This is a genomic window from Sphingosinithalassobacter sp. CS137 (assembly GCF_014334115.1).
GTDB lineage: Bacteria > Pseudomonadota > Alphaproteobacteria > Sphingomonadales > Sphingomonadaceae > Sphingomonas.
Genome location: NZ_CP060494.1, coordinates 1,122,164 through 1,147,807, shown reverse-complemented (window position 1 = coordinate 1,147,807; position 25,644 = coordinate 1,122,164). Strand labels below are relative to the sequence as shown.

At 65.5% G+C, this 25,644-nt stretch carries 37 protein-coding genes; all 37 read left to right on the top strand.

The window, feature by feature from the left end; all coding sequences use genetic code 11:
- Positions 1-199: 199 nt before the first annotated feature.
- The 37 genes from rpsL to H7V21_RS05375 all read left to right on the top strand — a co-directional run bounded on the left by rpsL (position 200) and on the right by H7V21_RS05375 (position 25,636).
- Entirely contained in the window at positions 200-571 is a 372-nt protein-coding gene (rpsL, locus tag H7V21_RS05555; RefSeq protein WP_022691828.1) for a 30S ribosomal protein S12, read from the top strand.
- Between the two features lie 52 nt (positions 572-623).
- Positions 624-1,094: a 30S ribosomal protein S7 gene (gene rpsG, locus H7V21_RS05550; protein ID WP_188055860.1), complete on the top strand. Its 471-nt coding sequence runs from the start codon at positions 624-626 to the stop codon at positions 1,092-1,094.
- A gap of 13 nt (positions 1,095-1,107) precedes the next feature.
- Positions 1,108-1,284 carry a hypothetical protein gene (locus tag H7V21_RS05545; RefSeq protein WP_188055859.1) on the top strand — a complete coding sequence of 59 codons (177 nt, stop codon included), beginning with the start codon at positions 1,108-1,110 and terminating at the stop codon, positions 1,282-1,284.
- Positions 1,285-1,287: 3 nt separating this feature from the next.
- The gene (gene fusA, locus H7V21_RS05540) at positions 1,288-3,360 is read left to right on the top strand and encodes an elongation factor G (RefSeq protein ID WP_188055858.1); all 2,073 of its coding nucleotides are present in this window, start codon (positions 1,288-1,290) and stop codon (positions 3,358-3,360) included.
- A gap of 78 nt (positions 3,361-3,438) precedes the next feature.
- Positions 3,439-4,629, top strand: a complete 1,191-nt coding sequence (gene tuf / locus H7V21_RS05535) for an elongation factor Tu (RefSeq protein WP_188055857.1) — start codon at positions 3,439-3,441, stop codon at positions 4,627-4,629.
- Positions 4,630-4,941: 312 nt separating this feature from the next.
- Entirely contained in the window at positions 4,942-5,241 is a 300-nt protein-coding gene (locus H7V21_RS05530) for a GIY-YIG nuclease family protein (RefSeq protein ID WP_188055856.1), read from the top strand.
- Between the two features lie 334 nt (positions 5,242-5,575).
- Positions 5,576-5,887, top strand: a complete 312-nt coding sequence (rpsJ, locus tag H7V21_RS05525; protein WP_034161642.1) for a 30S ribosomal protein S10 — start codon at positions 5,576-5,578, stop codon at positions 5,885-5,887.
- Between the two features lie 272 nt (positions 5,888-6,159).
- Complete coding sequence (gene rplC / locus H7V21_RS05520) at positions 6,160-6,915, top strand: 50S ribosomal protein L3 (RefSeq protein ID WP_188055855.1); 756 nt, start codon at positions 6,160-6,162, stop codon at positions 6,913-6,915.
- Positions 6,916-7,539: a 50S ribosomal protein L4 gene (gene rplD / locus H7V21_RS05515; protein ID WP_188055854.1), complete on the top strand. Its 624-nt coding sequence runs from the start codon at positions 6,916-6,918 to the stop codon at positions 7,537-7,539.
- Positions 7,532-7,852, top strand: a complete 321-nt coding sequence (locus tag H7V21_RS05510) for a 50S ribosomal protein L23 (RefSeq protein WP_188055853.1) — start codon at positions 7,532-7,534, stop codon at positions 7,850-7,852. The genes rplD and H7V21_RS05510 overlap by 8 nt, the downstream gene beginning before the upstream one ends.
- Complete coding sequence (gene rplB, locus H7V21_RS05505) at positions 7,852-8,694, top strand: 50S ribosomal protein L2 (RefSeq protein WP_188055852.1); 843 nt, start codon at positions 7,852-7,854, stop codon at positions 8,692-8,694. Before H7V21_RS05510 ends, rplB begins: the two co-directional genes overlap by 1 nt.
- Positions 8,694-8,972, top strand: a complete 279-nt coding sequence (rpsS, locus tag H7V21_RS05500; RefSeq protein ID WP_188055851.1) for a 30S ribosomal protein S19 — start codon at positions 8,694-8,696, stop codon at positions 8,970-8,972. Before rplB ends, rpsS begins: the two co-directional genes overlap by 1 nt.
- Positions 8,972-9,352 carry a 50S ribosomal protein L22 gene (gene rplV / locus H7V21_RS05495; protein ID WP_188055850.1) on the top strand — a complete coding sequence of 127 codons (381 nt, stop codon included), beginning with the start codon at positions 8,972-8,974 and terminating at the stop codon, positions 9,350-9,352. The genes rpsS and rplV overlap by 1 nt, the downstream gene beginning before the upstream one ends.
- A 1-nt stretch (position 9,353) precedes the next feature.
- The gene (gene rpsC / locus H7V21_RS05490) at positions 9,354-10,049 is read left to right on the top strand and encodes a 30S ribosomal protein S3 (RefSeq protein ID WP_188055849.1); all 696 of its coding nucleotides are present in this window, start codon (positions 9,354-9,356) and stop codon (positions 10,047-10,049) included.
- Between the two features lie 19 nt (positions 10,050-10,068).
- Positions 10,069-10,500, top strand: a complete 432-nt coding sequence (gene rplP / locus H7V21_RS05485; RefSeq protein WP_188055848.1) for a 50S ribosomal protein L16 — start codon at positions 10,069-10,071, stop codon at positions 10,498-10,500.
- A gap of 5 nt (positions 10,501-10,505) precedes the next feature.
- Positions 10,506-10,709, top strand: coding sequence for a 50S ribosomal protein L29 (gene rpmC / locus H7V21_RS05480; protein WP_188055847.1), 204 nt, complete (start codon positions 10,506-10,508; stop codon positions 10,707-10,709).
- A gap of 9 nt (positions 10,710-10,718) precedes the next feature.
- Entirely contained in the window at positions 10,719-10,997 is a 279-nt protein-coding gene (gene rpsQ / locus H7V21_RS05475) for a 30S ribosomal protein S17 (RefSeq protein ID WP_188055846.1), read from the top strand.
- Positions 10,998-11,185: 188 nt separating this feature from the next.
- A complete protein-coding gene (gene rplN, locus H7V21_RS05470; RefSeq protein ID WP_188055845.1) occupies positions 11,186-11,554 on the top strand; it encodes a 50S ribosomal protein L14 in 369 nt (122 codons plus the stop codon).
- Positions 11,554-11,871 carry a 50S ribosomal protein L24 gene (rplX, locus tag H7V21_RS05465; RefSeq protein ID WP_188055844.1) on the top strand — a complete coding sequence of 106 codons (318 nt, stop codon included), beginning with the start codon at positions 11,554-11,556 and terminating at the stop codon, positions 11,869-11,871. The genes rplN and rplX overlap by 1 nt, the downstream gene beginning before the upstream one ends.
- The gene (rplE, locus tag H7V21_RS05460) at positions 11,864-12,448 is read left to right on the top strand and encodes a 50S ribosomal protein L5 (RefSeq protein WP_188055843.1); all 585 of its coding nucleotides are present in this window, start codon (positions 11,864-11,866) and stop codon (positions 12,446-12,448) included. The genes rplX and rplE overlap by 8 nt, the downstream gene beginning before the upstream one ends.
- A 19-nt stretch (positions 12,449-12,467) precedes the next feature.
- Positions 12,468-12,773, top strand: a complete 306-nt coding sequence (rpsN, locus tag H7V21_RS05455) for a 30S ribosomal protein S14 (protein ID WP_188055842.1) — start codon at positions 12,468-12,470, stop codon at positions 12,771-12,773.
- A 10-nt stretch (positions 12,774-12,783) separates the two neighbouring features.
- Positions 12,784-13,179: a 30S ribosomal protein S8 gene (gene rpsH, locus H7V21_RS05450; RefSeq protein WP_188055841.1), complete on the top strand. Its 396-nt coding sequence runs from the start codon at positions 12,784-12,786 to the stop codon at positions 13,177-13,179.
- Entirely contained in the window at positions 13,179-13,712 is a 534-nt protein-coding gene (gene rplF, locus H7V21_RS05445) for a 50S ribosomal protein L6 (RefSeq protein WP_188055840.1), read from the top strand. The genes rpsH and rplF overlap by 1 nt, the downstream gene beginning before the upstream one ends.
- A 14-nt stretch (positions 13,713-13,726) precedes the next feature.
- On the top strand, positions 13,727-14,071 hold the full coding sequence (gene rplR / locus H7V21_RS05440; RefSeq protein WP_188056378.1) for a 50S ribosomal protein L18: 345 nt from the start codon (positions 13,727-13,729) through the stop codon (positions 14,069-14,071).
- A 1-nt stretch (position 14,072) separates the two neighbouring features.
- Positions 14,073-14,780: a 30S ribosomal protein S5 gene (gene rpsE, locus H7V21_RS05435; protein WP_262504018.1), complete on the top strand. Its 708-nt coding sequence runs from the start codon at positions 14,073-14,075 to the stop codon at positions 14,778-14,780.
- Between the two features lie 6 nt (positions 14,781-14,786).
- Positions 14,787-14,963, top strand: a complete 177-nt coding sequence (gene rpmD, locus H7V21_RS05430) for a 50S ribosomal protein L30 (protein ID WP_188055839.1) — start codon at positions 14,787-14,789, stop codon at positions 14,961-14,963.
- A gap of 91 nt (positions 14,964-15,054) precedes the next feature.
- Positions 15,055-15,585 (top strand): 50S ribosomal protein L15, encoded by a 531-nt coding sequence (gene rplO / locus H7V21_RS05425; RefSeq protein WP_188055838.1) that lies wholly within the window; start codon positions 15,055-15,057, stop codon positions 15,583-15,585.
- Positions 15,586-15,809: 224 nt separating this feature from the next.
- Positions 15,810-17,174 carry a preprotein translocase subunit SecY gene (gene secY / locus H7V21_RS05420; protein ID WP_188055837.1) on the top strand — a complete coding sequence of 455 codons (1,365 nt, stop codon included), beginning with the start codon at positions 15,810-15,812 and terminating at the stop codon, positions 17,172-17,174.
- Positions 17,175-17,203: 29 nt separating this feature from the next.
- Entirely contained in the window at positions 17,204-17,857 is a 654-nt protein-coding gene (locus H7V21_RS05415; RefSeq protein ID WP_188055836.1) for an adenylate kinase, read from the top strand.
- Positions 17,858-17,892: 35 nt separating this feature from the next.
- Entirely contained in the window at positions 17,893-18,843 is a 951-nt protein-coding gene (locus tag H7V21_RS05410) for a hypothetical protein (protein WP_188055835.1), read from the top strand.
- 81 nt (positions 18,844-18,924) lie between these two features.
- Complete coding sequence (locus H7V21_RS05405; protein ID WP_188055834.1) at positions 18,925-19,944, top strand: polysaccharide deacetylase family protein; 1,020 nt, start codon at positions 18,925-18,927, stop codon at positions 19,942-19,944.
- A gap of 25 nt (positions 19,945-19,969) precedes the next feature.
- Positions 19,970-20,503 carry an SRPBCC family protein gene (locus H7V21_RS05400; RefSeq protein WP_188055833.1) on the top strand — a complete coding sequence of 178 codons (534 nt, stop codon included), beginning with the start codon at positions 19,970-19,972 and terminating at the stop codon, positions 20,501-20,503.
- A 192-nt stretch (positions 20,504-20,695) separates the two neighbouring features.
- Entirely contained in the window at positions 20,696-21,064 is a 369-nt protein-coding gene (rpsM, locus tag H7V21_RS05395) for a 30S ribosomal protein S13 (RefSeq protein WP_188055832.1), read from the top strand.
- A gap of 80 nt (positions 21,065-21,144) precedes the next feature.
- Positions 21,145-21,534, top strand: a complete 390-nt coding sequence (rpsK, locus tag H7V21_RS05390) for a 30S ribosomal protein S11 (RefSeq protein WP_066476841.1) — start codon at positions 21,145-21,147, stop codon at positions 21,532-21,534.
- Between the two features lie 100 nt (positions 21,535-21,634).
- A complete protein-coding gene (locus H7V21_RS05385) occupies positions 21,635-22,705 on the top strand; it encodes a DNA-directed RNA polymerase subunit alpha (protein ID WP_188055831.1) in 1,071 nt (356 codons plus the stop codon).
- A 158-nt stretch (positions 22,706-22,863) separates the two neighbouring features.
- Positions 22,864-23,286 carry a 50S ribosomal protein L17 gene (gene rplQ, locus H7V21_RS05380; RefSeq protein ID WP_188055830.1) on the top strand — a complete coding sequence of 141 codons (423 nt, stop codon included), beginning with the start codon at positions 22,864-22,866 and terminating at the stop codon, positions 23,284-23,286.
- A 184-nt stretch (positions 23,287-23,470) separates the two neighbouring features.
- Complete coding sequence (locus H7V21_RS05375) at positions 23,471-25,636, top strand: prolyl oligopeptidase family serine peptidase (RefSeq protein ID WP_188055829.1); 2,166 nt, start codon at positions 23,471-23,473, stop codon at positions 25,634-25,636.
- Positions 25,637-25,644: the final 8 nt, after the last annotated feature.

The window sequence follows — 25,644 nt, the reverse complement described above, 5'->3', positions numbered from 1 at the left end:
GTGCGGGACCCCAGCTATAGGCCGCCCGTCCCGAGCAGGGCGCGCGCCGGTTCTCCGGCCGTTTTTGTTTGCTCGGGTCGATTAGAGCTGAACGTTGTTGGAGACGCTAGGCCCAGGGGGTCGGTCAGGCCGCCGGGGTCTTTTCGTATTCTCTGTGACAGGGCTCCAGCAAAGTAACCGTCGAAAGGTGAAGGGCTTCATGCCGACGATTAACCAGTTGGTCCGCAAGGGCCGCGACCCGCAGAAGGCCAAGAGCAAGGTCCCTGCGATGGAGCAGAACCCGCAGAAGCGCGGTGTCTGCACCCGTGTCTATACGACGACTCCGAAGAAGCCGAACTCGGCGCTTCGCAAGGTGGCCAAGGTTCGCCTGACCAACCAGCGCGAAGTCATCAGCTACATCCCGGGCGAAGGTCACAACCTTCAGGAGCACTCGGTGGTGCTGATCCGCGGCGGCCGTGTGCGCGACCTTCCCGGTGTGCGCTACCACGTGCTGCGCGGCGTGCTCGACACCCAGGGTGTCAAGGATCGCAAGCAGTCCCGCTCGAAGTACGGCGCCAAGCGTCCGAAGTAAGCCGGCCGGCGTGTCCGGCCATCACGGCTGAAGTGAAGAGAAAGGTTCTCGAATGTCTCGTCGTCGTCGTCCCGAAAAGCGGGAAATCCTGCCCGATCCCAAGTTCGGGGATATCGTGCTCTCGAAGTTCATGAACAGCGTGATGCTGGACGGCAAGAAGGCCGTCGCCGAGGGTATCGTCTATTCCGCGCTCGACACGATCGAAGCGCGCGCCAAGAAGGACCCGATCGGCGTCTTCCACGAAGCGCTGACCAACATCAAGCCGGGCATCGAGGTCCGCAGCCGCCGCGTCGGCGGTGCGACATATCAGGTGCCGGTCGAGGTGCGTCCCGAGCGTGCGCAGGCGCTGGCGATCCGCTGGCTGATCACCGCCGCGCGCAACCGCAGCGAGAACACCATGTCGGCGCGCCTTTCGGGCGAGCTGATGGATGCGGCGAACAACCGCGGCAACGCCGTGAAGAAGCGTGAGGACACGCATCGCATGGCCGAAGCGAACCGCGCGTTCAGCCACTACCGCTGGTAACGGGAAACACTATATGGGTGGCGGCGCCCCGGCGCCTCCACCCGTCACCGTTCGCCCTGAGCTTGTCGAAGGGCTGCACTTCTTCGAGCCGAAGAAGGAAGAGCAGGGCTTCGACAAGCTCAGCCCGCACGGGCTGGGGTGGTTGGATACCCTTGAAGAATTGAACCGCGAGACCCCGCGCTGGAGTTGAACAATGGCCCGCAAAGATCCGCTCAACACGTATCGTAACATCGGCATCATGGCGCACATCGATGCCGGCAAGACGACGACGACCGAGCGCATCCTCTATTACACCGGCAAGTCCTACAAGATCGGCGAAGTGCACGAAGGCACCGCGACGATGGACTGGATGGAGCAGGAGCAGGAGCGCGGCATCACGATCACGTCGGCCGCGACGACGTGTTTCTGGAAAGACCACCGGATCAACATCATCGACACGCCCGGGCACGTCGACTTCACGATCGAAGTCGAGCGTTCGCTGCGCGTGCTCGACGGCGCGGTCGCGTGCTTCGACGGCGTGGCCGGCGTTGAGCCGCAGTCCGAGACGGTGTGGCGCCAGGCGGACAAGTACAAGGTTCCGCGGATGTGCTTCATCAACAAGCTCGACCGCACCGGCGCCAACTTCGAATATTGCGTCCAGTCGATCATCGATCGTCTGGGGGCGAAGCCTGCCGTTCTGTACATCCCGATCGGGATCGAGGGCGGTCTGATCGGCCTCGTCGATCTGGTGCACGAGCGCGGGATCGTCTGGGAGAACGACGGCCTGGGCGCCGAGTTCAAATATGTCGACATCCCCGAGGACCTCGCCGACAAGGCCGCCAAATATCGCCAGGATCTGATCGAGCTCGCCGTCGAGCAGGACGATGCGGCGATGGAAGCTTATCTGGAAGGCAATGAGCCGGACGCCGAGACGCTGAAGAAGCTGATCCGCAAGGGCACGCTGAACCAGAGCTTCGTGCCGGTGCTGTGCGGTTCGGCGTTCAAGAACAAGGGCGTTCAGCCGCTGCTCGACGCAGTGGTCGATTATCTGCCGAGCCCGCTCGACGTTCCCGCCATCAAGGGCGTGAAGCCGGACAGCGACGAGGAGGACACCCGTCCGTCGTCCGACGACGCGCCCTTCTCGGCGCTCGCGTTCAAGATCATGAACGATCCGTTCGTCGGCACGCTGACCTTCACCCGTATCTATTCGGGCAAGCTCACCAAGGGCTCGTACCTGAACTCGGTGAAGGACAAGAAGGAAAAGATCGGCCGCATGCTCCTCATGCACGCCAACTCGCGTGAGGACATCGACGAGGCCTATGCCGGTGACATCGTCGCCATTGCGGGTCTGAAGGAAACGACGACCGGCGACACGCTGTGCGACGCGAACAAGCCGATCATCCTCGAGCGGATGGAATTCCCCGAGCCCGTGATCGAGCTGTCGGTGGAGCCGAAGACCAAGGCCGACCAGGAAAAGATGGGCATCGCGCTCAACCGCCTGGCCGCTGAGGATCCTTCGTTCCGAGTGTCGACCGACCATGAATCGGGCCAGACGATCATCAAGGGCATGGGCGAGCTTCACCTCGACATTCTCGTCGATCGCATGAAGCGCGAGTTCAAGGTCGAGGCGAACGTCGGGGCGCCGCAGGTCGCCTATCGCGAATATCTCGCGAAGAAGGTCGACATCGACTATACCCACAAGAAGCAGTCGGGCGGTTCGGGCCAGTTCGGCCGCGTGAAGGTCACTGTCGTTCCCGGCGAGCGCGGTTCGGGCTTCCAGTTCTTCGACGAGATCAAGGGCGGCAACATCCCGCGCGAATATATCCCGTCGGTGGAAAAGGGCTTCCGCGAGACCGCCGAGACGGGTCAGCTGATCGGCTTCCCGATCATCGACTTCGAGGTGCACCTCACCGACGGTGCGTACCACGACGTCGACTCGTCGGCGCTGGCGTTCGAAATCTGTGCCCGCGGCGCGATGCGCGAAGCGGCGCAGAAGTCGGGCATCAAGCTGCTCGAGCCGATCATGAAGGTCGAGGTCGTGACGCCCGAGGATTATCTGGGCGACGTGATCGGCGACATGAACAGCCGTCGCGGCCAGATTCAGGGCACCGACAGCCGCGGCAACGCACAGGTGGTCGAGGCGATGGTCCCGCTGGCCAACATGTTCGGATATGTGAACCAGCTTCGCTCGTTCACGCAGGGACGTGCCCAGTACAGCATGCAGTTCTCGCACTATGACGAAGTGCCGCAGAATGTGGCCGACGAAGTGAAGGCGAAGCTGGCGTAACGCGAAACGGATCGCTAAGGGCGACGCTTCCCGCGGCGCCCGCGATTCGCCACGGATTTGATCAGAAGGTAGGAAACTATGGCGAAGGCAAAGTTCGAGCGGAACAAACCGCACCTCAACATCGGCACGATCGGCCACGTCGACCACGGCAAGACGTCGCTGACGGCCGCGATCACGAAGGTTCTGGCGGAAGCCGGTGGCGGTACCGCCGTCGACTTCGCGAACATCGACAAGGCGCCCGAGGAGCGCGAGCGCGGCATCACCATCTCGACCGCGCACGTCGAGTATGAGACCGCCAACCGCCACTATGCGCACGTCGACTGCCCCGGCCACGCCGACTATGTGAAGAACATGATCACCGGCGCGGCGCAGATGGACGGCGCGATCCTGGTGGTTTCGGCCGCCGACGGCCCGATGCCGCAGACCCGCGAGCACATCCTGCTCGCCCGTCAGGTCGGTGTGCCGGCGATGGTCGTGTTCCTCAACAAGGTCGACATGGTCGACGACGAGGAACTGCTCGAGCTGGTCGAACTGGAAGTCCGCGAGCTGCTGAGCTCGTACGAATTCCCGGGCGACGACATTCCGATCGTCAAGGGTTCGGCGCTTGCCGTCCTCGAGGACAGCAACCGCGAGATCGGCCACAACGCCGTTCTCGAGCTGATGAACCAGGTCGACTCGTACATCCCCGAGCCCGAGCGTCCGCTCGACAAGCCGTTCATGATGCCGATCGAAGACGTGTTCTCGATCTCGGGTCGCGGTACGGTGGTCACCGGCCGCGTCGAAACCGGCATCGTCAAGGTTGGCGAGGAAGTCGAGATCGTCGGCATCAACGACACCCGCAAGACGACCGTCACGGGCGTCGAGATGTTCCGCAAGCTGCTCGATCAGGGCCAGGCCGGCGACAACATCGGTGCGCTGCTCCGCGGCGTTGGCCGTGAAGACGTCGAGCGCGGTCAGGTTCTGGCCAAGCCGGGTTCGATCACGCCGCACACCGAGTTCAAGTCGGAAGTGTACGTCCTGTCGAAGGACGAGGGCGGCCGTCACACGCCGTTCTTCGCGAACTACCGTCCGCAGTTCTACTTCCGCACGACCGACGTGACCGGCACCGTCGAGCTGCCCGAGGGCACCGAGATGGTCATGCCGGGCGACAACGTCGCGCTGGGCGTCAAGCTCATCGCGCCGATCGCCATGGACGTCGGCCAGCGCTTCACGATCCGCGAAGGCGGCCGCACCGTCGGCGCCGGCGTCGTGAGCGGCATCGACAAGTAATCGACGCCCGCGAGGGCTGAGAGACAAGAGCCCGGCTTCCCGAAAGGGAGGCCGGGTTTTTTTGTTGCGGCTAGCAGTATCGCATCCGTGCTCCCCAAAAGTTCCAGAGGCGGCCGAGAGGGCACTCCCGTTCCTGTGGCGAGTCTCTAGTGTCCGTCCCCGCTGGAGTGCTATCGCGCACTGCTGAACGGAGAAGGCAGGGCAGCCCTGGCCCTGGTCGAGCCCGGGCCGACGTAGTGGAGAGCTTCGATCGCCTCGAATTCCTTCGCCCCGGGCTTGACCCGGGGCCGGGGCTTCTTCTTTCCTCGATGCATGGCGCGCGCACCGCAGGGCGGGTGGGTTTACATCATGGCCAACCGCTATCGCGGGAGCATGTATGTCGGCGTGACTGCGGATCTTGCCGTGCGCATCGGTCAGCATCGATCCGGTAGCGGCTCCGATCATTGTCGGGAGCGTGGGCTGGTTCGGCTGGTGTGGGCCGAATATGGCGAGGACATCACCGCCTGCATCGCGCACGAGAAGCGGCTGAAGCGCTGGCTGCGCGAGTGGAAGTTCGCGCTGATCGAGAAGGCCAATCCGGAGTGGCGGGATTTGTTCGATGATCTGGTCTAGTGGAGGTGAGCCTGGGCCCGGATCAGGTCCGGGCCGACGTGGAGACCCGTCGCCTTCCCTCCAGTTCCGTCGCCCCGGGCTTGACCCGGGGCTGGGCTTCTTCTTTCTCTAGTTGTCGCGCGTCTTCGATAGGGTGAACGCAGCCCTGGCCCGGATCAGGTCCGGGCCGACGATGGGGAAGCGAAAATCCTCGCGCGCCCCTTGATCCGAATCGCTTCGCCCTGTAGAGGCCCCGCTTCCGTTTGACGTTTTGAACAGCAAGAGGTGACACGCCCGCTACGCCGGGATCGGCGCAGCAGGGGAAGTCGCCCCGCTCTTTCGCATTGGTAGGGACATGGAAACGCAGAATATCCGTATTCGCCTGAAGGCGTTCGATCACCGCGTGCTCGATCAGGCCACCGGCGACATCGCCGACACGGCCCGCCGCACCGGCGCGCTCATTCGCGGTCCCATTCCCCTGCCGACGCGCATCGAGAAGTTCACCGTGAACCGCGGTCCGCACATCGACAAGAAGTCGCGCGAGCAGTTCGAGGTTCGCACCTACAAGCGCATGCTCGACATCGTGCAGCCGACTCCGCAGACGGTGGACGCGCTGATGAAGCTCGACCTGGCCGCTGGCGTTGACGTCGAGATCAAGCTCGCGTAAAGGCGCCGCTCTTCTCGAGCTAAACGAGATTCGGCTTCCTCCACTGGGCGATGCCCGAAGCAAGGAAGCAAGGCTCCCCTGAGGGGTGAACCGTGAGGGCAACCTCATCGAGACATGGAATACCGCCGGGCCTGTCCCGGGACCGCGTTCCCCGTCATTTCCGGTCCGCCGGAAAGCCGCAGCCCGGACGGGGCCCGCATTTAGTTTTTGGGCTGAGCATGCCCCCGACGGAATCGTCCGGCGGGGGCCTCTGTATTGAGGAGTGATGGATCATGCGCACTGGCGTGATCGCGAAGAAGTTGGGCATGACGCGCCTGTTCCAGGACGACGGCCGGCACGTGCCGGTGACCGTTCTGGCGATGGAGAGCGTCCAGGTGGTCGCGCAGCGCACCGCCGATCGCGACGGCTATGTTGCCGTTCAGATCGGTGCGGGCAGCGCGAAGGCCAAGAATGTCGCCAAGCCGCAGCGCGGCCACTTCGGCAAGGCCGAGGTCGAGCCGAAGGCGATGCTCTGCGAATTCCGCGTCGAGGAAGATGGCCTGATCGAAGTGGGCGCGGAAATCGCCGCCGACCATTTCGTCACCGGCCAGATGGTCGACGTTTCCGGCCGCACCCAGGGCAAGGGCTTCGCCGGTGCCATGAAGCGTTGGGGCTTCGGCGGTCTGCGCGCCACGCACGGTGTGTCGATCTCGCACCGTTCGCACGGTTCGACCGGTCAGCGCCAGGATCCCGGCAAGGTCTTCAAGAACAAGAAGATGGCCGGCCATATGGGCGACCGTAACCGCACGCAGCAGAACCTCGAGATCGTCTCGACCGACGTCGAGCGTGGCCTGATCTTCGTGAAGGGCTCGGTGCCCGGTCACAAGGGCAGCTGGCTGGTCGTCAAGGATGCGGTGAAGGTGCCGCGCCACGCCGACGCGCCGTTCCCGGCCTCGATCAAGTCCGCGAACAACAACAACGATGCTCCCGCCGATACGCCCGCTGAGGAAGCGGCTGCGCCGGAAGCGACCGAAGGCCAGGAGGGCTAAGTGAAGGTCAAGGTTCAGACCCTCGACGCCAAGGCTGGCGGCGACATCGAGCTCAACGACGCGATCTTCGCCGTCGAGCCGCGCGCCGACATCCTGCATCGCGTCGTCACCTGGCAGCTCGAGAAGCGCCGGGGCACCGCGCGCCCGACGCGCGAGCGCTCGGACGTTGCCCGCACCGGCAAGAAGTTCGGTCGCCAGAAGGGCGGCGGTACGGCGCGTCACGGCGATCGCCGCGCTCCGATTTTCATCGGTGGTGGTAAGGCGCACGGCGCCCGGCTGCGCGACTTCAATCCTTCGCTGAACAAGAAGGTTCGCGCGCTGGGCCTGAAGATGGCGCTGTCGAGCCACGCCAAGGGCGGTTCGCTGATCGTGCTCGATACGCTCGATGGCGATGCGAAGACCAAGGCGCTCAAGGGCCAGTTCGAGAAGCTGGGCGTGGGCAAGTCGACGCTGATCATCGACGGCGACGCGGTCGAGACGAATTTCGCGCTCGCCGCCCGCAATCTGCCGCACGTCGACGTGCTGCCGGCGATCGGCGCGAACGTCTACGACATTCTGAAGCACGACACGCTGGTGCTCACCAAGGCGGCGGTCGAGAAGCTGGAGGCGCGCTTCAATGGCTAAGAAGGACAAGGCAGCGATCGACACGCGTCATTACGACGTGATCGTCGCGCCGCACATCACCGAGAAGGCGACGCTCGTCTCCGAGGCGAACGCAGTGGTCTTCAAGGTTGCGAACGACGCGACCAAGCCGGAGATCAAGGCTGCGGTCGAGGCGCTGTTCGACGTCAAGGTGAAGGGCGTGAACACGATCGTTCAGAAGGGCAAGACCAAGCGCTGGAAGGGCAAGCCCTACAGCCGGTCGGACATGAAGAAGGCGATCGTGACCCTCGCCGAGGGTGACATGATCGACGTCACCCAGGGGGTGAAGGCGTAATGGCACTCAAGAATTACAATCCGACATCGCCGGCGCGTCGCGGACTGATCCTGGTGGACCGTTCGGGTCTGCACAAGGGCGGTCCGGTGAAGGCGCTGACCGAAGGCAAGCGCAAGACGGGCGGCCGCAACAACAAGGGTCATGTCACGTCGCGCGGCATCGCGGGCGGTCACAAGCAGCGCTATCGCATCATCGACTTCAAGCGCCGCAAGTGGGGCGTCGAAGGAACGGTCGAGCGGATCGAATATGATCCCAACCGCACCGCCTTCATCGCGCTGGTCAACTACGGCACCGAGGCCGAGGCCGACTATGCCTATATCCTTGCGCCGCAGCGCCTGGGCGTGGGCGACAAGGTGGTTGCCGACAAGAAGACCGACGTGAAGCCGGGCAACGCCATGGAGCTGGGCTCGATGCCGGTGGGCACCATCGTCCACAATGTGGAGATGAAGCCGGGCAAGGGCGGCCAGATCGCGCGCTCGGCGGGCACCTATGTGCAGGTCGTCGGCCGTGACCGCGGCATGGTGATCGTCCGTCTGAACTCGGGCGAGCAGCGCTATATCCACGCCAATTGCATGGCGACGGTGGGCGCGGTGTCGAACCCCGACAACCAGAACCAGAACCTCGGCAAGGCCGGCCGTAACCGCTGGCTGGGCAAGCGCCCGCTGACCCGCGGCGTCGCCAAGAACCCGGTTGACCACCCGCACGGCGGTGGTGAGGGCCGGACCTCGGGCGGCCGTCATCCGGTCACTCCGTGGGGCAAGCCGACCAAGGGTGCGCGCACCCGCAAGAACAAGTCGACCGACAAGATGATCATCCGGTCGCGTCACGCGAGGAAGAAGTAATGGCTCGTTCGGTTTGGAAGGGTCCCTTCGTCGACCTGCACCTGCTCAACAAGGCGGAAGCCGCGCAGGAGGCCGGTGGCCGCGCCGCGCCGATCAAGACCTGGTCGCGCCGCTCGACGATCCTGCCGCAGTTCGTCGGCCTGACGTTCAACGTCTACAACGGCCGCAAGTTCGTGCCGGTGTCGGTCAATGAGGACATGGTCGGCATGAAGCTGGGTGAATTCGCGCCGACGCGCTTCTTCCCCGGCCATGCCGCGGACAAGAAGGGCAAGCGCTGATGAGCAAGCAGGCAGCTCCCCGCCGCGTGGCGGACAATGAGGCGCTGGCGGTCGGCACGCAGATTCGCGGGTCGGCGCAGAAGCTGAACCTCGTCGCGGGCCTGATCCGCGGCAAGAAGGCCGACGAGGCGCTGAACATCCTCGCCTTCTCGAAGAAGGCGATGGCGGTCGACGCCCGCAAGGTTCTGGCGAGCGCGATCGCGAACGCCGAGAACAACCACAACCTCGATGTCGACGCGCTCGTCGTCGCCGAGGCGTCGGTCGGCAAGTCGATCACCATGAAGCGGTTCCACACCCGTGGCCGCGGCAAGTCGACGCGCATCCTGAAGCCGTTCAGCCGGCTCCGGATCGTGGTGCGCGAACAGGAAGAAGAGGCGTAAGATGGGTCAGAAGAGCAACCCCATCGGTCTGCGGCTGCAGATCAACCGGACCTGGGACAGCCGCTGGTTCGCGGAAGGCCATGACTATGGCCGGCTGCTGCTGGAGGATCTCAAGATCCGCAAGTACATCGTCGAGACGCTGCCCCAGGCCGCGATCTCGAAGGTGGTGATCGAGCGTCCGGCCAAGCTGTGCCGCATCTCCGTCTATGCCGCCCGTCCCGGTGTGATCATCGGCAAGAAGGGCGCGGACATCGAGAAGCTCCGCAAGAAGCTGGCGTCGATGACGAGCTCGGACGTGAGCCTCAACATCGTCGAGATCCGCAAGCCCGAAGTCGACGCCAAGCTCGTCGCGCAGGGCGTCGCGGACCAGCTGGAGCGCCGTATCGCCTTCCGTCGCGCGATGAAGCGCGCGGTGCAGTCGGCGCTGCGTCTGGGTGCCGAGGGCATCCGGATCACCTGCGGCGGCCGTCTGGGCGGCGCGGAGATCGCGCGCACCGAATGGTATCGCGAGGGCCGTGTTCCGCTGCACACGCTGCGCGCGAACGTCGACTATGCCGAGGCCGAGGCCCACACCGCTTATGGCGTGTGCGGCGTGAAGGTCTGGATCTTCAAGGGCGAGATCCTGGGCCATGATCCGATGGCGACGGACCGGCTGACGCTGGAGGCACAGACCTCCGGTGTGCGCCCGGCGCGCTGAGATTTGAGGAACTAGAACAATGCTGCAACCGAAGCGCACCAAGTTCCGCAAGGCGTTCAAGGGTCGCATCCATGGCGATGCCAAGGGCGGCACCACGCTGAATTTCGGCGCCTATGGCTTGAAGGCGATGGAGCCGGAGCGGATCACCGCGCGCCAGATCGAGGCGGCTCGCCGCGCGATCACGCGCCACATCAAGCGCCAGGGGCGTTTGTGGATCCGCATCTTCCCGGACGTTCCGGTGTCGAGCAAGCCTGCCGAAGTCCGCATGGGCTCGGGCAAGGGTTCGCCCGAGTTCTGGGCGGCGCGCGTGAAGCCCGGCCGTATCCTGTTCGAGCTGGACGGCGTTCCCGGCCCGCTCGCGGCGGAAGCATTCGAGCGTGCGGCGATGAAGCTGCCGATCAAGACCAAGGTCGTGGCGCGCCTCGGCGACACGTCGCACCTGGAGGGCTGAACGAGATGAGCAACGTAGCAGACCTGCGGACCAAGTCCGACGACCAGCTTACCGAGCAGCTCGGCAATCTGAAGCGCGAGGCGTTCAACCTGCGGTTTCAGGCCGCCACGCAGCAGCTCGAGAAGTCGAGCCGCGTGAAGGAAGTCCGCCGGGACATCGCCCGCATCAAGACGCTGCAGAACGAGCGTGCTCGTTCTGCCGGGAAGTAAGGAAACATCATGCCGAAGCGCGTGCTGACCGGGCAGATCGTGTCCGACAAGGCCGATAAGACGGTGGTGGTGCTGGTGGAGCGCAAGGTGAAGCACCCGCTCTACGGCAAGATCATCCGCCGTTCGAAGAAGTATCACGCCCATGATGAGGGCAATGAGTACAAGGCCGGCGAGACCGTGCGGATCGAAGAGACCGCGCCGATCTCCAAGCTGAAGACCTGGAAGGTGATCGCGCGGGTGAACACCCATGCGACCCCCGAGCAGGTCGCGGCGGAAGCGGCGGCGTAACGAGAGTTTCGCTGCTGCCCGTTCGTCCTGAGGTGCCGCTGAGCTTGGCGAAGCGGCGTATCGCAGGGCGGTGGTTCGAGACGAGGCTGCGACAAGCGCAGCCTCTCCTCACCACAAGCGGGCGGCAGGAGCATTTTAGCGGAACCACCGGGCTTTCCCGGCAGGCCAATTGAGAAGGAACCGGATCGATGATCCAGATGCAGTCGAATCTCGACGTCGCGGACAACAGCGGCGCGAAGCGCGTGCAGTGCATCAAGGTGCTGGGCGGCTCGAAGCGCCGCACGGCCGGCGTGGGCGATGTGATCGTCGTCAGCGTCAAGGAAGCCGCCCCGCGCGGCCGCGTGAAGAAGGGCGACGTTCACCGCGCGGTGATCGTGCGCACCGCCAAGGACATCCGCCGCAACGACGGTTCGGTGATCCGCTTCGACGGCAACGCCGCGGTGCTGGTCAACAAGAACGAGGAGCCGATCGGCACTCGTATCTTCGGCCCGGTCGTCCGCGAGCTGCGCTCGAAGGGCTTCATGAAGATCATCTCGCTCGCACCGGAGGTGCTGTGATGGCTGCTGCGAAGATCAAGAAGGGCGACCGCGTGATCGTCCTGAGCGGAAAGGACAAGGGCCGCACCGGCGACGTCGTGAAGGCGATGCCGAAGGACGGCAAGGTCGTGGTCGAGGGCGTGAACATCGCCGTTCGCCACCGCAAGCCGAGCCAGGCGAATCCGCAGGGCGGGCTCGAGCGTTCGGAAGCGCCGCTCCACGTTTCGAAGGTTGCGCATGTGACCGCCGACGGCAAGCCGACGCGCGTGCGCTTCGAGGAGCGCGACGGCAAGAAGGTTCGCGTCGCCGTCAAGACCGGGGAGGTCATCAATGGCTGACAACTACACGCCGCGCATGAAGAAGCTGTACGACGAAACCGTCGCCAAGGCGATGACGGAGAAGTTCGGCTACAAGAATGTGATGGAAGTTCCGCGGATCCAGAAGATCACGCTCAACATGGGCGTGGGCGAAGCGACGCAGGACAAGAAGAAGGTCGAGGCCGCTGCGGCCGAGATGGAGCTGATTGCCGGTCAGAAGCCGGTCGTCACGCGCGCGAAGAAGTCGATCGCCCAGTTCAAGCTGCGCGAAGGCATGCCGATCGGCTGCAAGGTGACTCTGCGCCGCGAGCGGATGTACGAGTTCCTGGACCGTTTCGTCACGATCGCGCTTCCGCGCGTCCGCGACTTTCGCGGGCTGAACCCGAAGTCCTTTGACGGCCGTGGCAACTATGCCTGCGGCATCAAGGAACAGATCGTGTTTCCCGAGATCAACTATGACCGCATCGACAAGGTGCGCGGCATGGACGTGATCGTCACCACCACCGCGAAGACCGACGAAGAGGCTCGCGAGCTCCTGCGTCTCTTCGGCTTCCCGTTCCCGCAGGATGCGGACGGTGAAGCGAAGCAGGCAGCGTAAGGAAGGAAGAACTTAAGTCATGGCGAAACTGAGTTCGATCAATAAGAACGAAAAGCGCAAGAAGCTGGTGAAGCAGTATGCGCCCAAGTACGCGAAGCTGAAGGCGATCGCGAACGACGAGTCGCTCGACGAGACCGAGCGTTTGATCGCGCGCCTCAAGATGGCGGAGATTCCCCGCAACGCGAATCCGACCCGCGTGCGCAACCGCTGCGAGCTGACCGGCCGTCCGCGCGGCTATTACCGCAAGTTCCGTCTCGCCCGCGTCATGCTGCGCGATCTGGCCAACAAGGGCCTGATCCCCGGTGTGACCAAGTCGAGCTGGTAAGGAACAGATCATGGCAGTGACCGATCCCCTGGGTGACATGCTCACCCGCATCCGCAACGGCCAGCGCGCGCGCAAGGACAGTGTCCTCACGCCGGCGTCGAAGCTCCGTGCGCGGGTTCTCGATGTGCTTCAGCGCGAAGGCTATATCCGTGGCTACAGCGAAGAGCAGATGGGCCCCGCGGCGGGCATCCGCATCGAGCTGAAGTATTTCGAGGGCCAGCCGGCGATCAAGCACGTCGCGCGCGTCTCGAAGCCCGGCCGCCGCGTCTATTCGGGCTCGCAGGAGCTTCCGAAGGTGCGCAATGGCCTTGGCATCACCATCGTTTCGACGCCCAAGGGCGTTCTGTCCGACGCCGAAGCGCGCGAACAGAATGTGGGCGGCGAAGTTCTCGCGGAGGTCTTCTGATGAGCCGCACGGGCAAGAAGCCGGTCGCGATTCCGGCAGGCGTGACCGCCAGTGTCGACGGTGCCGAGATTTCGGTGAAGGGGCCCAAGGGCACTCTCACCATGCCGAAGGATCCGCTGGTGAGCTACGAGCTCACCGACGGTGGCATCGCGCTGAAGCCGGTCAACGACACCAAGCGCGCGCGTTCGTTCTGGGGCATGCAGCGCACGCTGCTGCAGAACCTCGTTACCGGCGTGACCGAGGGCTTTTCGAAGCGCCTCGAGATCAGCGGCGTCGGCTATCGTGCGAACGCTCAGGGCAAGAAGCTGAAGCTGCAGCTCGGTTTCAGCCATGACGTCGACATGGACGTGCCGGCCGGGATCGAAGTGAAGACGCCCGACCAGACGACGGTGGAGATCAGCGGCATCGACAAGCAGGCCGTGGGCCAGTTTGCCGCCGAGGTCCGCCGCTGGCGCAAGCCCGAGCCGTACAAGGGCAAGGGCATCAAATACGCCGGCGAGTATATCTTCCGGAAGGAAGGGAAGAAGAAGTGATCAGCACCAAGGGAATGTCGCTCTTCGAGAAGCGCCGTCGGCGCAATCGCACGGCGCTGCGTGCACGCAGCGGCGGCCGTCCGCGGCTGTCGATCCATCGCTCGGGCAAGCATATCTATGCCCAGGTGATCGACGACGCCGAGGGCAAGACCGTCGCGGCCGCGTCCACGCTGGACAAGGACGTGCGCGGCAAGACCGGCGCGAACATCGATGCGGCCAAGGAAGTGGGCAAGCGGGTGGCGGAAGCCGCCAAGGCCGCCGGCGTGACGCAGGTCGTCTTCGACCGCGGCGGCTTCCTCTATCACGGTCGCGTGAAGGCGCTGGCGGATGCCGCGCGTGAGAGCGGATTGGAGTTCTAAGATGGCCGACGAGAACAACCAGAACGTCGAGGCGCAGGGCGCCGGCCAGCCGCAGGAGCAGCAGGGTCGTGGCGGACGCGGACGCGGGCGCGGCGGCAATGATCGCGGCGGTGGCCGCGGCGGCCGTGACGGTGGCCGTGGGCGTCGCGACGATCGCCGCGGCGGTCCGGACGACGGCGGCGAGGAGCTGATCGAGAAGCTGGTTCACATCAACCGCGTCTCGAAGACGGTGAAGGGCGGCAAGCGCTTCGGCTTCGCGGCGCTGGTCGTCGTGGGCGACGGCAAGGGCCGTGTCGGCTTCGGCCATGGCAAGGCGCGCGAGGTGCCGGAGGCGATTTCGAAGGCGACTGCCGCGGCGAAGAAGAAGATGGTCCGCGTGCCGCTGCGCGAGGGCCGGACGCTGCATCATGACGGCCGTGGCCATTTCGGCGCGGGCAAGGTCTATCTCCGCTCGGCGCCTGCCGGTACCGGCATCATCGCCGGCGGTCCGATGCGCGCCGTGTTCGAGAGCCTGGGCGTCGCCGACGTGGTGACCAAGTCGATCGGCACGTCGAACCCCTACAACATGATCCGTGCGACCTTCGAGGCGCTGGGCGAGCAGACGTCGCCGAAGTCGGTGGCGCAGCGTCGCGGCAAGAAGATCGCCGACCTGCTCGGCCGTGGCGGATCGCAGACTGCCGAGGCGGATGCCGCGGCAGTGACGGAGTAAGCCGGGATGGCGAAGCTGAAGATCACCCAGACCGGATCGCCGATCCGCCGCACCAAGGATCAGCGCGCGACGCTGATCGGCCTTGGCCTCAACAAGATGCATCGCACGGTCGAACTCGACGACACCCCCGAGGTGCGCGGCATGATCCGCAAGGTGCAGCATATGGTGTCGGTCGAAGGCTGAAGCCTTCGTCGCCATCGACAAACGCGGGGCAGGGGGCTAATCGCCCCCTTCCTCATTTTCAGCGCGAACATAGCGAAAGCGAGTGCACGACATGAAACTCAACGATCTCCGTGACAATCAGGGCGCCCGCAAGGAGCGCGTCCGCGTCGGCCGCGGCATCGGCTCGGGCCTGGGCAAGACCGCCGGGCGCGGCCAGAAGGGTGCGAAGGCGCGCTCGGGCGTTTCGATCAACGGATTCGAGGGCGGCCAGATGCCGCTCCACATGCGCCTGCCGAAGCGCGGCTTCAACAATCCGTTCGGCAAGGACTATGCCGAAGTGAACGTCGGCGCGATCCAGAAAGTGATCGACGCGGGCAAGCTCGACGCCAAGGCGACGATCGATCACGCGGCGCTGCAGGCGGCCGGCCTGGCGCGCGGCGGCAAGGACGGCGTTCGCCTGCTCGGCAAGGGCGAGCTGACCGCGAAGCTGAGCTTCGTCGTCGCCGGCGCGTCGAAGGGCGCGCGCGAAGCAGTCGAAAAGGCCGGTGGCTCGATCGAGATCCCGGAAATCGTGCCCGCTTCCGAAAAGGCGGCGGCCAAGAAGGGCAAGACGCTCGCCGCCAAGAAGGCGGCACGCAGCTGAAGCCGATGGGGGCGGACGGGACGAGCCGTTCGCCCCCGTTTCCTATCGGGGGGTGCAGCCGCCGAATCGCGGTTTGCGGCAGGACGGGGCTTTGAGAGGTTCGGCTCCCGGCAGGTAAGGGAACCGGTTTCGAACCGCCCCCTTAGACATCCCCGCGCAACCGCCTATATGGGCCTGACGTCGGGGGGCGCAGCCTCCCCTGAATTCCGGGACGAATCCAAGACATGGCATCCGCAGCCGATCAAATGGCGATGAGCCTGAACCTCGCGAAGTTCAGCAAGGCCACCGAACTCAAGAAGCGCCTGTGGTTCACGCTCGGCGCGCTGATCATCTTCCGCCTGCTCAGCTATGTGCCGCTGCCGGGCATCGATCCGACCGCGCTCGGCCTGCTCGCCGATCAGACGCAGGGCGGGGTCCTCGATTTCTTCAACAATTTCTCGGGCGGCGCGCTCGAGCGCATGTCGATCGTCGCGCTGGGCGTCATGCCCTACATCACTGCGTCGATCGTCGTGCAGCTGGCGAGCTCGCTCAGCCCCACGCTCGCCGCGATCAAGAAGGAAGGCGAGAGCGGGCGCAAGCGGCTGAACCAATATACCCGCTACGGCACGGTCGCGCTCACCGCGGTGCAGGGCTATGTGATCGCCACCGGGCTCGAGGCGCTCGGCGCCGCACAGGGCGCGCAGGCCGTGATCGAGCCGGGCATGCTGTTCCGGGTCGCGGCCGTCATCTCGCTGGTCGGCGGCACCATGTTCCTGATGTGGCTGGGTGAACAGATCACCAGCCGCGGCATCGGCAACGGCATTTCGCTGATCATCATGGCCGGCATCGTCGCCAATATGCCGCAGACGCTGTTCCAGCTGTTCGAGAGCGGCCGCACGGGATCGATCGATCCGATCACGATCGCGCTGATCATCGTCGCGGTGGCGGGCCTGGTGCTCTTCATCTGCTTCATGGAGCGTGCGCAGCGCCGCATCCTGATCCAGTATCCCAAGCGGCAGACGGCGCGTGGCGTGCAGGCCGAGCGCAGCCATCTGCCGCTCAAGCTCAACACCGCCGGCGTCATCCCGCCGATCTTCGCCTCGTCGCTGCTGCTGCTGCCGCTCACGATCACGCAGTTCGCAGGTCAGCCGGGTACCGAATCGGGCTGGTGGGGCGAGACGCTGCTCACGCTCAATCAGTATCTGCAGCACGGCAGCCCGGTGTACATGGCGCTCTATGGCGCGGGCATCATCTTCTTCGCCTTCTTCTACACGGCGGTCGTCTTCAATCCTGAGGAGACTGCCGACAATCTGAAGCGGCACGGCGGGTTCATTCCCGGCATCCGCCCGGGCAAGAACACCGAGAAATATTTCGACTATGTGCTGACGCGCATCACCGTGGTCGGTGCGGCCTATCTGACGCTGATCTGTCTGCTGCCGGAATATCTGATCGCCGAACTGGGCATTCCGTTCATTCTCGGCGGCACCAGCCTGCTGATCGTCGTCAACGTGACGATGGATACCGTGACCCAGATCCAGAGCCACTTGCTTGCCCATCAATATGGCGACCTGATCAAGAAGGCGAAGCTGAAGGGCGGCCGCGTCCGCTAAACGCGGAGCGGAAAAGGGGAGGAGCCCAGATGAACATCATTCTCTTGGGGCCGCCGGGCGCGGGCAAGGGCACGCAGGCGAGCCGGCTCGAGGCCGAGCGGGGGATGGTCCAGCTTTCGACGGGCGACATGTTGCGCGCCGCGGTGAAGCTGGGCACCCCGATCGGGATGCGGGCCAAGGCAGTGATGGACGCGGGCGAGCTCGTCTCCGACGAAATCGTCAGCGGGATCATCGGCGAGCGGCTCGACATGCCCGACACCGAATCGGGCGCGATCTTCGACGGCTATCCGCGCACCGCTGCGCAGGCACAGGCGCTCGACGGCCTCCTCGCCGAGCGCGATCGCCAGCTCGACTATGTGATCGAGCTGGTGGTCGACGAGGAGGCGCTGGTCGACCGCGTGACCGGGCGCTTCACCTGCGCCCGCTGCGGCGCGGGCTATCACGATCGCTACAAGCAGCCGAAGGTGGAAGGCGTCTGCGACGTCTGCGGATCGACCGAGTTCAAGCGGCGACCCGACGACAATGCCGAAACGGTGCGGACGCGCATGGCCGAATATCGCGCCAAGACCGCGCCGATCCTTCCCTTCTACGAGGAAAAGGGCCTGGTGCGCCGAGTCGATGGCATGGCCGATATCGACGCTGTCGGCGCCGCGATCGACGCGATCCTCGATTCGGGCAGTTAACCGGATTCTAGTGCATCGCGGGCTATAGCGCCCGTATGCGGATCGACAGGATCATCGCGGATACCCCGGCACCGGCCGAAGCGCTGTTCCCCAAATGGCGCGGGCGCGAGCCGCTCGAGCCGCACCGCGCCGAAGTGGAGCAGCGGCTCGCCGCGCGCTTCCCGCAGCTTTCGGACCATGCGACCGATGCCGCCTTCGACCGGTTCGAGGCAGCGCACCCGGCCGCGCCGGTTCACCGCTACAACCAGGTTCCGGCCAAGGCGGCCGCGCAGGTCGCAATGCTCCCGACACAGGTGCGCGCTGCGTGGGTCTGCGCGCTGATGCTGCGGCACATGGCGCGCTTCGACGCGGCGTTCGCGGCGACCGGCCTGCCCGACGAATTCGCGCTGCATTACGTCGACCAGTTCCACCGCATCCTCGATTCGATCGACTCCGAGCCGGAGTTCGCGGCGCTGGAGAGCGACACCTTCCTCAAGGACCTCTGGCTCACGCGCCTCGTGATGATCCCGGCCTTCGCGCAAATGTGGTGGCCGCGCTCGGGCCTGTCGGCGCGCACGACCCTCAAGGCGGGGCCGCGCGCGATCGCCTATGTCTTCCTCGAATGTGGCGGACGCGATCGCTTCCTCGAGGGCCATACGCACGATCCGGTCGCGCGCGCCTATTGGAACGCACCGGGCTGGGCGGAGGCGCTGCGGCTCGCCGCGCTCGCCCTGCCGGCGCTGCCGCAGGTGCGCGGCGCGTTCGGAAGCGCCTGGTTCTACGATCCCGCCGTGCTCGAGATCACCCCCCGGATCAGCTTCACCCAGGATCTCCAGGCGGGGCAGGGCGCATTGCGCATCCGCGTGGGCAGCGATGCCGATGCGATCGCCAATGCCACGCGCACCTCCGCGACTCGGCGCGAGCGCTATCGCGACGGCAGCTATCTGCCCACCGACTATGCCTTCATCTGGTCGCGCAAGCGGCTGATCGCCCGCTACGGCGCCTGAAAGCCGGATAACCAGGACTTAAGCCTTCGGTGCGACAGTCGCGCCCGCCGGCGCTGCGCCGGTGAAGGAGGAGACGCGCGGGTGTCACCGAAACGAGCGATCCTTTCGCTTGCTGCGGCCAGCGGCCTGGCGGCCCTCGCACGGCGGGCGAGCCGGCGGCATCTGCGGATCCTCTGCTACCACGGACTTTGGGTACTTCCGGGAGAACCGTTCGGCGAATGCCTCTTCATCACGCCCGAGCAGTTCGACGCGCGGATGGCGCGGCTGCGGCGTGCGGGCGTGCCGCTGCTGGGGCTCGGCGAGGCCGTGCGGCGGCTCGCGAAAGGTGATTTGCCGCCCCGGGCGACGGTGGTGACGATCGACGATGGTTGGGCTTCGACTCATTCGCACATGCTGCCGATCCTCGAGCGCCACGAAGTTCCGGCGACGCTCTATTCGACCACCTGGTACTCCGAACGCGACTTGCCGGTGGTGAACGTCGCGGTCGCGTGGATGCTCGCCGCGGCGGGGCGACCGCCGACGGACTGCGCGCAGGAGATCGCCCGGATCGAAGGCTTGCCCGAGGAGCAGCGTCTCGCTGCGTTGCGGGCGCTCGGGGCCACCCTCGGCCTCGACGAAGCCTGGCTCGAGACGTGCCAGTTCCATCTGATGCGGCCCGACGAACTGGCAGACGCCCAGCGCCGCGGGCTCGACATTCAGCTGCACACCCATCGCCACATCAATGTGACGAGCCAGATCGGCCGGCTCGGTGAAGAGATCGACGCGAACCGCGCCAGCCTCGAAGCCATGCTCGACGGGCCCATCCTCGAGCATTTCTGCTACCCGAGCGGCACCTGGCACCCCGATGCGGCGGCGATCCTCGCCGCGAAGGGCGTGCGATCGGCTACGCTCGTGACCGAGGGGCTGAACGCCCCGGACGCGGACGCCTATGCGCTCCGGCGCCTGCTCGATGGGCGCCATGTCGGCGATGTCGAGTTCGACGCCTATCTCTCCGGCACGCTGCACTATCTCTCGGAACTGCGCGGACTCGCGGGTGCGGTGCGCGGCCTCCGGCGCACGGAACGACCGGTCGGGCGTGCTCCGGCGGGCTACATCGGATAGGATCCTCCCGAAGGGGAGAGACGCCATGCCGATTCGCATCCTGTTGCCGCTGGCACTGCTGACTGCTGCCGCGCCCGCGGCCGCGGAGGTGGTCGAAGTGACCGATACCGGCTTTGTCTCGCGCCATCGGATCGCGGTCGCCGCCCCTCCGGAAGCCGTCTGGAACACGCTGATCCAGCCTGCGCTCTGGTGGCAGGGCGCGCACACCTATTCGGGCGATGCCGCCAATCTGTCGCTGGCGCTCGCGCCGGGTGGCTGCTGGTGCGAGCGCTGGGCCGGCGGCGGCGTGGAGCATATGCGCGTCGTCCAGTATCTGCCCGGCGGCGCGCTGCGCCTGTCTGGCGGGCTAGGGCCGCTCCAGGGAGCGGGCGTTTCGGCGGCACTGACCTTCACATTGGAGCCGGACGGACAAACCACCGTGCTGACCGCCACTTACGTCGTCGGCGGCTTCGTTCCGCAGGGAATCGCCGCTTTCGCGACCCCGGTCGACGGCGTGCTGGCGAGCGCCTTCGCGAACCTCGCCGCCACTGCCGAGCGCGCGGCGGAAGCGGCGGAGTAGAAAAGCGTCTTGACACGCCCTGCATCGCTTGACAGCCCGCGCGCCGCCCCCTAACTGAGACCCCTTCCGAAGCACCGGTACTTCCGGCGGCGCCCGTTCGCGCTCGCCGGTCGTGCGCGTTTCGGTTTAACGCGACGAGATGGGACGCAGGCTGCCATGCGGCGTCCCGTGGAGCTGGGAGAATAGAAGCTCATGGCACGTATTGCGGGTGTTAACATCCCGACCAACAAGCGCGTGGTGATCGCGCTCCAATATATCCACGGCATCGGCGAGACCAAGGCCAAGGAGATCACTGAGCAGCTGAAGATCGCGCCCGAGCGGCGTGTGCAGGACCTGACCGATCAGGAAGTGCTGCAGATCCGCGAGACGATCGACGCGAACTACACCGTCGAGGGCGACCTGCGCCGCGAGACCGCGATGAACATTAAGCGGCTCATGGATCTGGCCTGCTATCGCGGGCTGCGTCATCGCAAGGGCCTTCCCGTCCGCGGTCAGCGCACGCATACCAATGCGCGCACCCGCAAGGGTAAGGCCAAGCCGATCGCCGGCAAGAAGAAGTAAGCGCCGCTTACTTCTCCGCCGGAGGTGGCCCGCATGCGGTGCCGCCTCCCGGTTCAGGATTTCAGGTCAGGATATAGTCCATGGCACAAGCACCGCAGCGCCTCCGTCGGCGCGAACGCAAGAACATCACTGCAGGCGTCGCTCACGTGAACGCCAGCTTCAACAACACCATGATCACCATCACCGATGCGCAGGGCAATGCGATCAGCTGGTCTTCGGCCGGCATGATGGGCTTCAAGGGCTCGCGCAAGTCGACGCCCTATGCCGCGCAGGTCGCCGCCGAGGATGCGGGCCGCAAGGCCGCCGAGCATGGCGTGCGCACGCTCGAGGTCGAGGTGAAGGGCCCGGGGTCGGGCCGCGAGTCGGCGCTTCGCGCGCTCCAGGCGGTGGGCTTCCAGATCACGTCGATCCGCGACGTGACTCCGATCCCGCACAACGGCGTTCGTCCGTCCAAGCGCCGCCGCGTCTGATTTTTCGTCCTGCCCCGGCGCTTGGGCTCGCATGCGAGTCCCGGCCGGGGCGGCTATTCGGCAGGATTAGCCCCCATCCTGCCCAACATGAGGGAAGCCCGTGACTGTCAACGCAAAGAACTGGCAGGAACTCAAGAAGCCCAACGGCCTCGAAAAGAAGCCCGGTGGCGATCCCAAGCGCAAGTCGACCTTCGTTGCCGAGCCGCTCGAGCGCGGATTCGGCCTGACGCTGGGTAACGCGCTGCGCCGCGTGCTGCTGTCGAGCCTGCAGGGCGCCGCCGTGACCTCGATCAAGATCGAGAATGTGCTGCACGAATTCTCGTCGCTCGCGGGCGTTCGCGAGGACGTGACCGACATCGTGCTCAACGTGAAGCAGATCGCGCTCAAGATGGAAGGCGAGGGCCCCAAGCGGCTCCAGCTTTCCGCCACGGGCCCTGCCGAAGTGAAGGCCGGCGACATCGCGGTTTCGGGCGACATCCAGGTGATGAACCCCGAGCTGGTGCTGTGCCATCTCGACGATGGCGCGACGCTCAACATGGAGCTGACCGCCGACACCGGTAAGGGCTATGTGCCCGCCGCGGCCAATCGTCCGGCCGATGCGCCGATCGGGCTGATTCCGGTCGATGCGCTCTACTCGCCGGTGCGCCAGGTGTCGTACAAGGTCGAGAACACCCGCGTCGGGCAGGAGCTCGACTATGACAAGCTCACGCTGACGGTGGAGACCGACGGCACGGTGACGCCCGAGGATGCAGTGGCCTATGCCGCGCGCATTCTGCAGGACCAGCTGGCGCTGTTCGTCCACTTCGACGATTCGGCGATGACCCGTGCGGCGGCTCCGGCCACCGCCGGCATGGCCGCTGCGGCTCCGGAAGGTGCGGCGGGCGATACCGCGCAGATCAATCGCTATCTGCTCAAGAAGGTCGATGAGCTCGAGCTTTCGGTGCGTTCGGCCAACTGCCTGAAGAACGACAACATCATCTATATCGGCGATCTGGTTCAGAAGACCGAGGCCGAGATGCTGCGCACGCCGAACTTCGGTCGCAAGTCCTTGAACGAGATCAAGGAAGTGCTGTCGAGCATGGGTCTGCGCCTCGGCATGGAAATCCCGGGCTGGCCGCCTGAGAACATCGAAGAGATGGCCAAGAAGCTCGAGCAGGAAATCATGGGCTGAAGCGCGGCGGAGAGAGGGGCGCCGCACGCCTCTTTCTCCGCAGCGTCCCATGGATGGATCCCGGCGGCTCGCCGGGAGGACGGATTTTCGGTGGCCACCGTCCCACCTGGCTTGGGGTTCCGTAAGACGGCCCCCTGACGAACGGAAAGGAAATACCCATGCGTCACAAGGTTGGCGGCCGTAAGCTGCAGCGTACTTCGGCCCATCGCCAGGCACTGTTCCGCAACATGTCGGCCGCGCTCATCAAGCACGAGCAGATCACCACCACCGTCGCCAAGGCGAAGGAGCTTCGCCCCTATGTCGAGAAGCTGGTGACGCTGGCGAAGAAGGGCGGCCTTTCGAACCGCCGTCTCGCCCACGCCCGCCTGCTCGACGACGCACAGCTGGTGAAGCTGTTCGACGTGCTGGCCGCGCGCTATGCCGATCGCAACGGTGGCTACACGCGCATCATCAAGATCGGCCCCCGCGCATCGGACGCGTCACCGATGGCGATCATCGAGTTCGTCGATCGCGACGTCGACGCCAAGGGCCAGGATTCGGGCCCGGTGATGAGCGACGAGGATTTCGACGAAGCGGCCTGATCGGTTCGCGAGTCGAATGACGAAAGGGGCGGTCCGGCAGGGCCGCCCTTTTTCGTTTTCGGAGCAGCCGGCTCGATCCTTCGGCAGCGCGTGGCGGGTGCCGCATGCCGCGTCGCGGCGCACGGCCGTTGCCTCCGCCGCGGCGGCTGATAGGGTGCCGCCAACCCTTTTTCCGGAGCCACGCATGCGCCGTTTGCCGCTTCTCGCAATTGCCCTTCTCGCCGCCGCGCCCGCTGCGGCACAGACCGACCCGGAGACGCCCACCGTCATGACCTTTCCGAATGCCTATCCCGAAACCCGCCGTGTCGACGTTGTGGAGGAGCAGTTCGGAGTGCAGGTCGCCGATCCCTATCGCTGGCTCGAAGGCGATGTGCGCAGCGAGCGGGAAGTGGCCGATTGGGTCGCCGCGCAGAACCGGGTGACCGACGCCTATCTGGCAACTTTGCCGGGCCGCGACATCTTCCAGGACCGGCTGCGCACGCTGTTCGACTATGAACGCTTCGGCCTGCCGACCGAACGCGGCGGCCGCTATTTCTACAGCCACAACACCGGCCTGCAGAACCAGGCGGTGCTGTGGGTGCGCGACGAATTGAACGGCGAGGGCCGCGTGCTGCTCGATCCCAACAGCTGGTCCGACGACGGCGCGACCGCGCTCGCCGAATGGTCGCCGTCGGAGGACGGCACCAAGCTGATGTATTCGATCCAGGACGGCGGGACCGACTGGCGCATCGTCAAGGTGCTCGACGTCGCCACCGGGCAGGTGCTGCCCGACGAGGTGCGCTGGGCGAAATACACCGTGGGCGGCGACTGGGCGAAGGATGGCTCGGGCTTCTTCTACGCGCGCTACCCCGAGCCGCCCGAGGGCGAGCAGTATCAGGCGCTCACCGAGAACCACCGCGTCTATTTCCACCGGCTGGGTACGGACCAGTCCGAGGACCGGCTGGTCTATGCCACGCCCGACCATCCCAAGCGCAGCCATTATTCGGGCGTGACCGACGATGGCCGCTGGCTGGTCATCACCACCAGCGAAGGCACCGACAATGTCTATGCGGTGACGCTGGTCGATCTGACCGACCCGAGTTGGACGCCGCGCACCATCATTCCCGAACTGGAGAATGAGTGGGGCGTGATCGGCAATATCGGTTCGACCTTCTATTTCGCCACCGACAAGGATGCGCCGCGCCAGCGGATCGTCGCGATCGACGTTTCCGATCCCAGTGCGGGGCCGGAGACGGCGCGTGAGATCGTGCCGCAGCAGGATGCCGTGCTGTCGGGAGCATCGATGGTCGGCGGCAAGCTGATCCTGTCGTATCTGGTCGACGCCAAGACCGAGGTGCGCCGTTACAATCTGGACGGCACCCCCGACGGCACGGTGACGCTGCCGGGCATCGGCACTGCGAGCGGCTTCGGCGGCGAGCAGGAGGACAGCGAGACCTTCTTCGCCTTCACCAGCTTCAACTATCCCACCACCATCTTCCGCTATGACGTCGCGACCGGCGAAACGAGCGAATGGGCGCGCCCGCAGGTCGATTTCGATCCGCAGAACTATGCGGTCGAGCAGCGTTTCTATCAGTCGAAGGACGGCACCCGCGTGCCGATGTTCGTCGTGCGCCGCGCCGATGTGACCGGCCCCGCGCCGACTCTGCTCTATGCCTATGGCGGGTTCAACAGCTCGGTGCTGCCGGCCTTTTCCTCCTCGCGCGTCGCGTGGCTCGAGCAGGGCGGGGTGCTCGCGGTCGCCAACATCCGCGGCGGCGGCGAATATGGCAAGGAGTGGCACGACGCCGGGCGGCTCCACAACAAGCAGAACGTCTTCGATGATTTCATCGCCGCGGGCGAATATCTGATCCGCGAAGGCATTACGGGGCAGGACCAGCTGGCGATCCAGGGCGGGTCGAACGGCGGGCTGCTGGTGGGCGCAGTGGTGAACCAGCGTCCCGATCTGTTCGCCGCGGCGCTGCCGGCGGTGGGCGTGATGGACATGCTGCGCTTCGATCGCTGGACCGCCGGCCGCTATTGGGTCGACGATTATGGCTATCCGTCGAAGGAGGAGGATTTCCGCGTCCTCTATGCCTACTCGCCCTACCATAATGTGCGCAGCGGTGTGGACTATCCCGCGATCCTGGCGACGACCGCCGACACCGACGACCGCGTCGTGCCCGGGCACACGTTCAAATACACTGCGATGATCCAGTCGGCCGACATTGGCCCCAAGCCGCATCTGGTGCGCATCGAGACGCGTGCCGGCCATGGCTCGGGCAAGCCGACCGACAAGATCATCGAGGAGGCGGCGGACCTTTGGGCCTTCGCGGCGCGCTGGACCGGCCTGGAAGTGACGCCAGTCGAGTGACCCGGCGG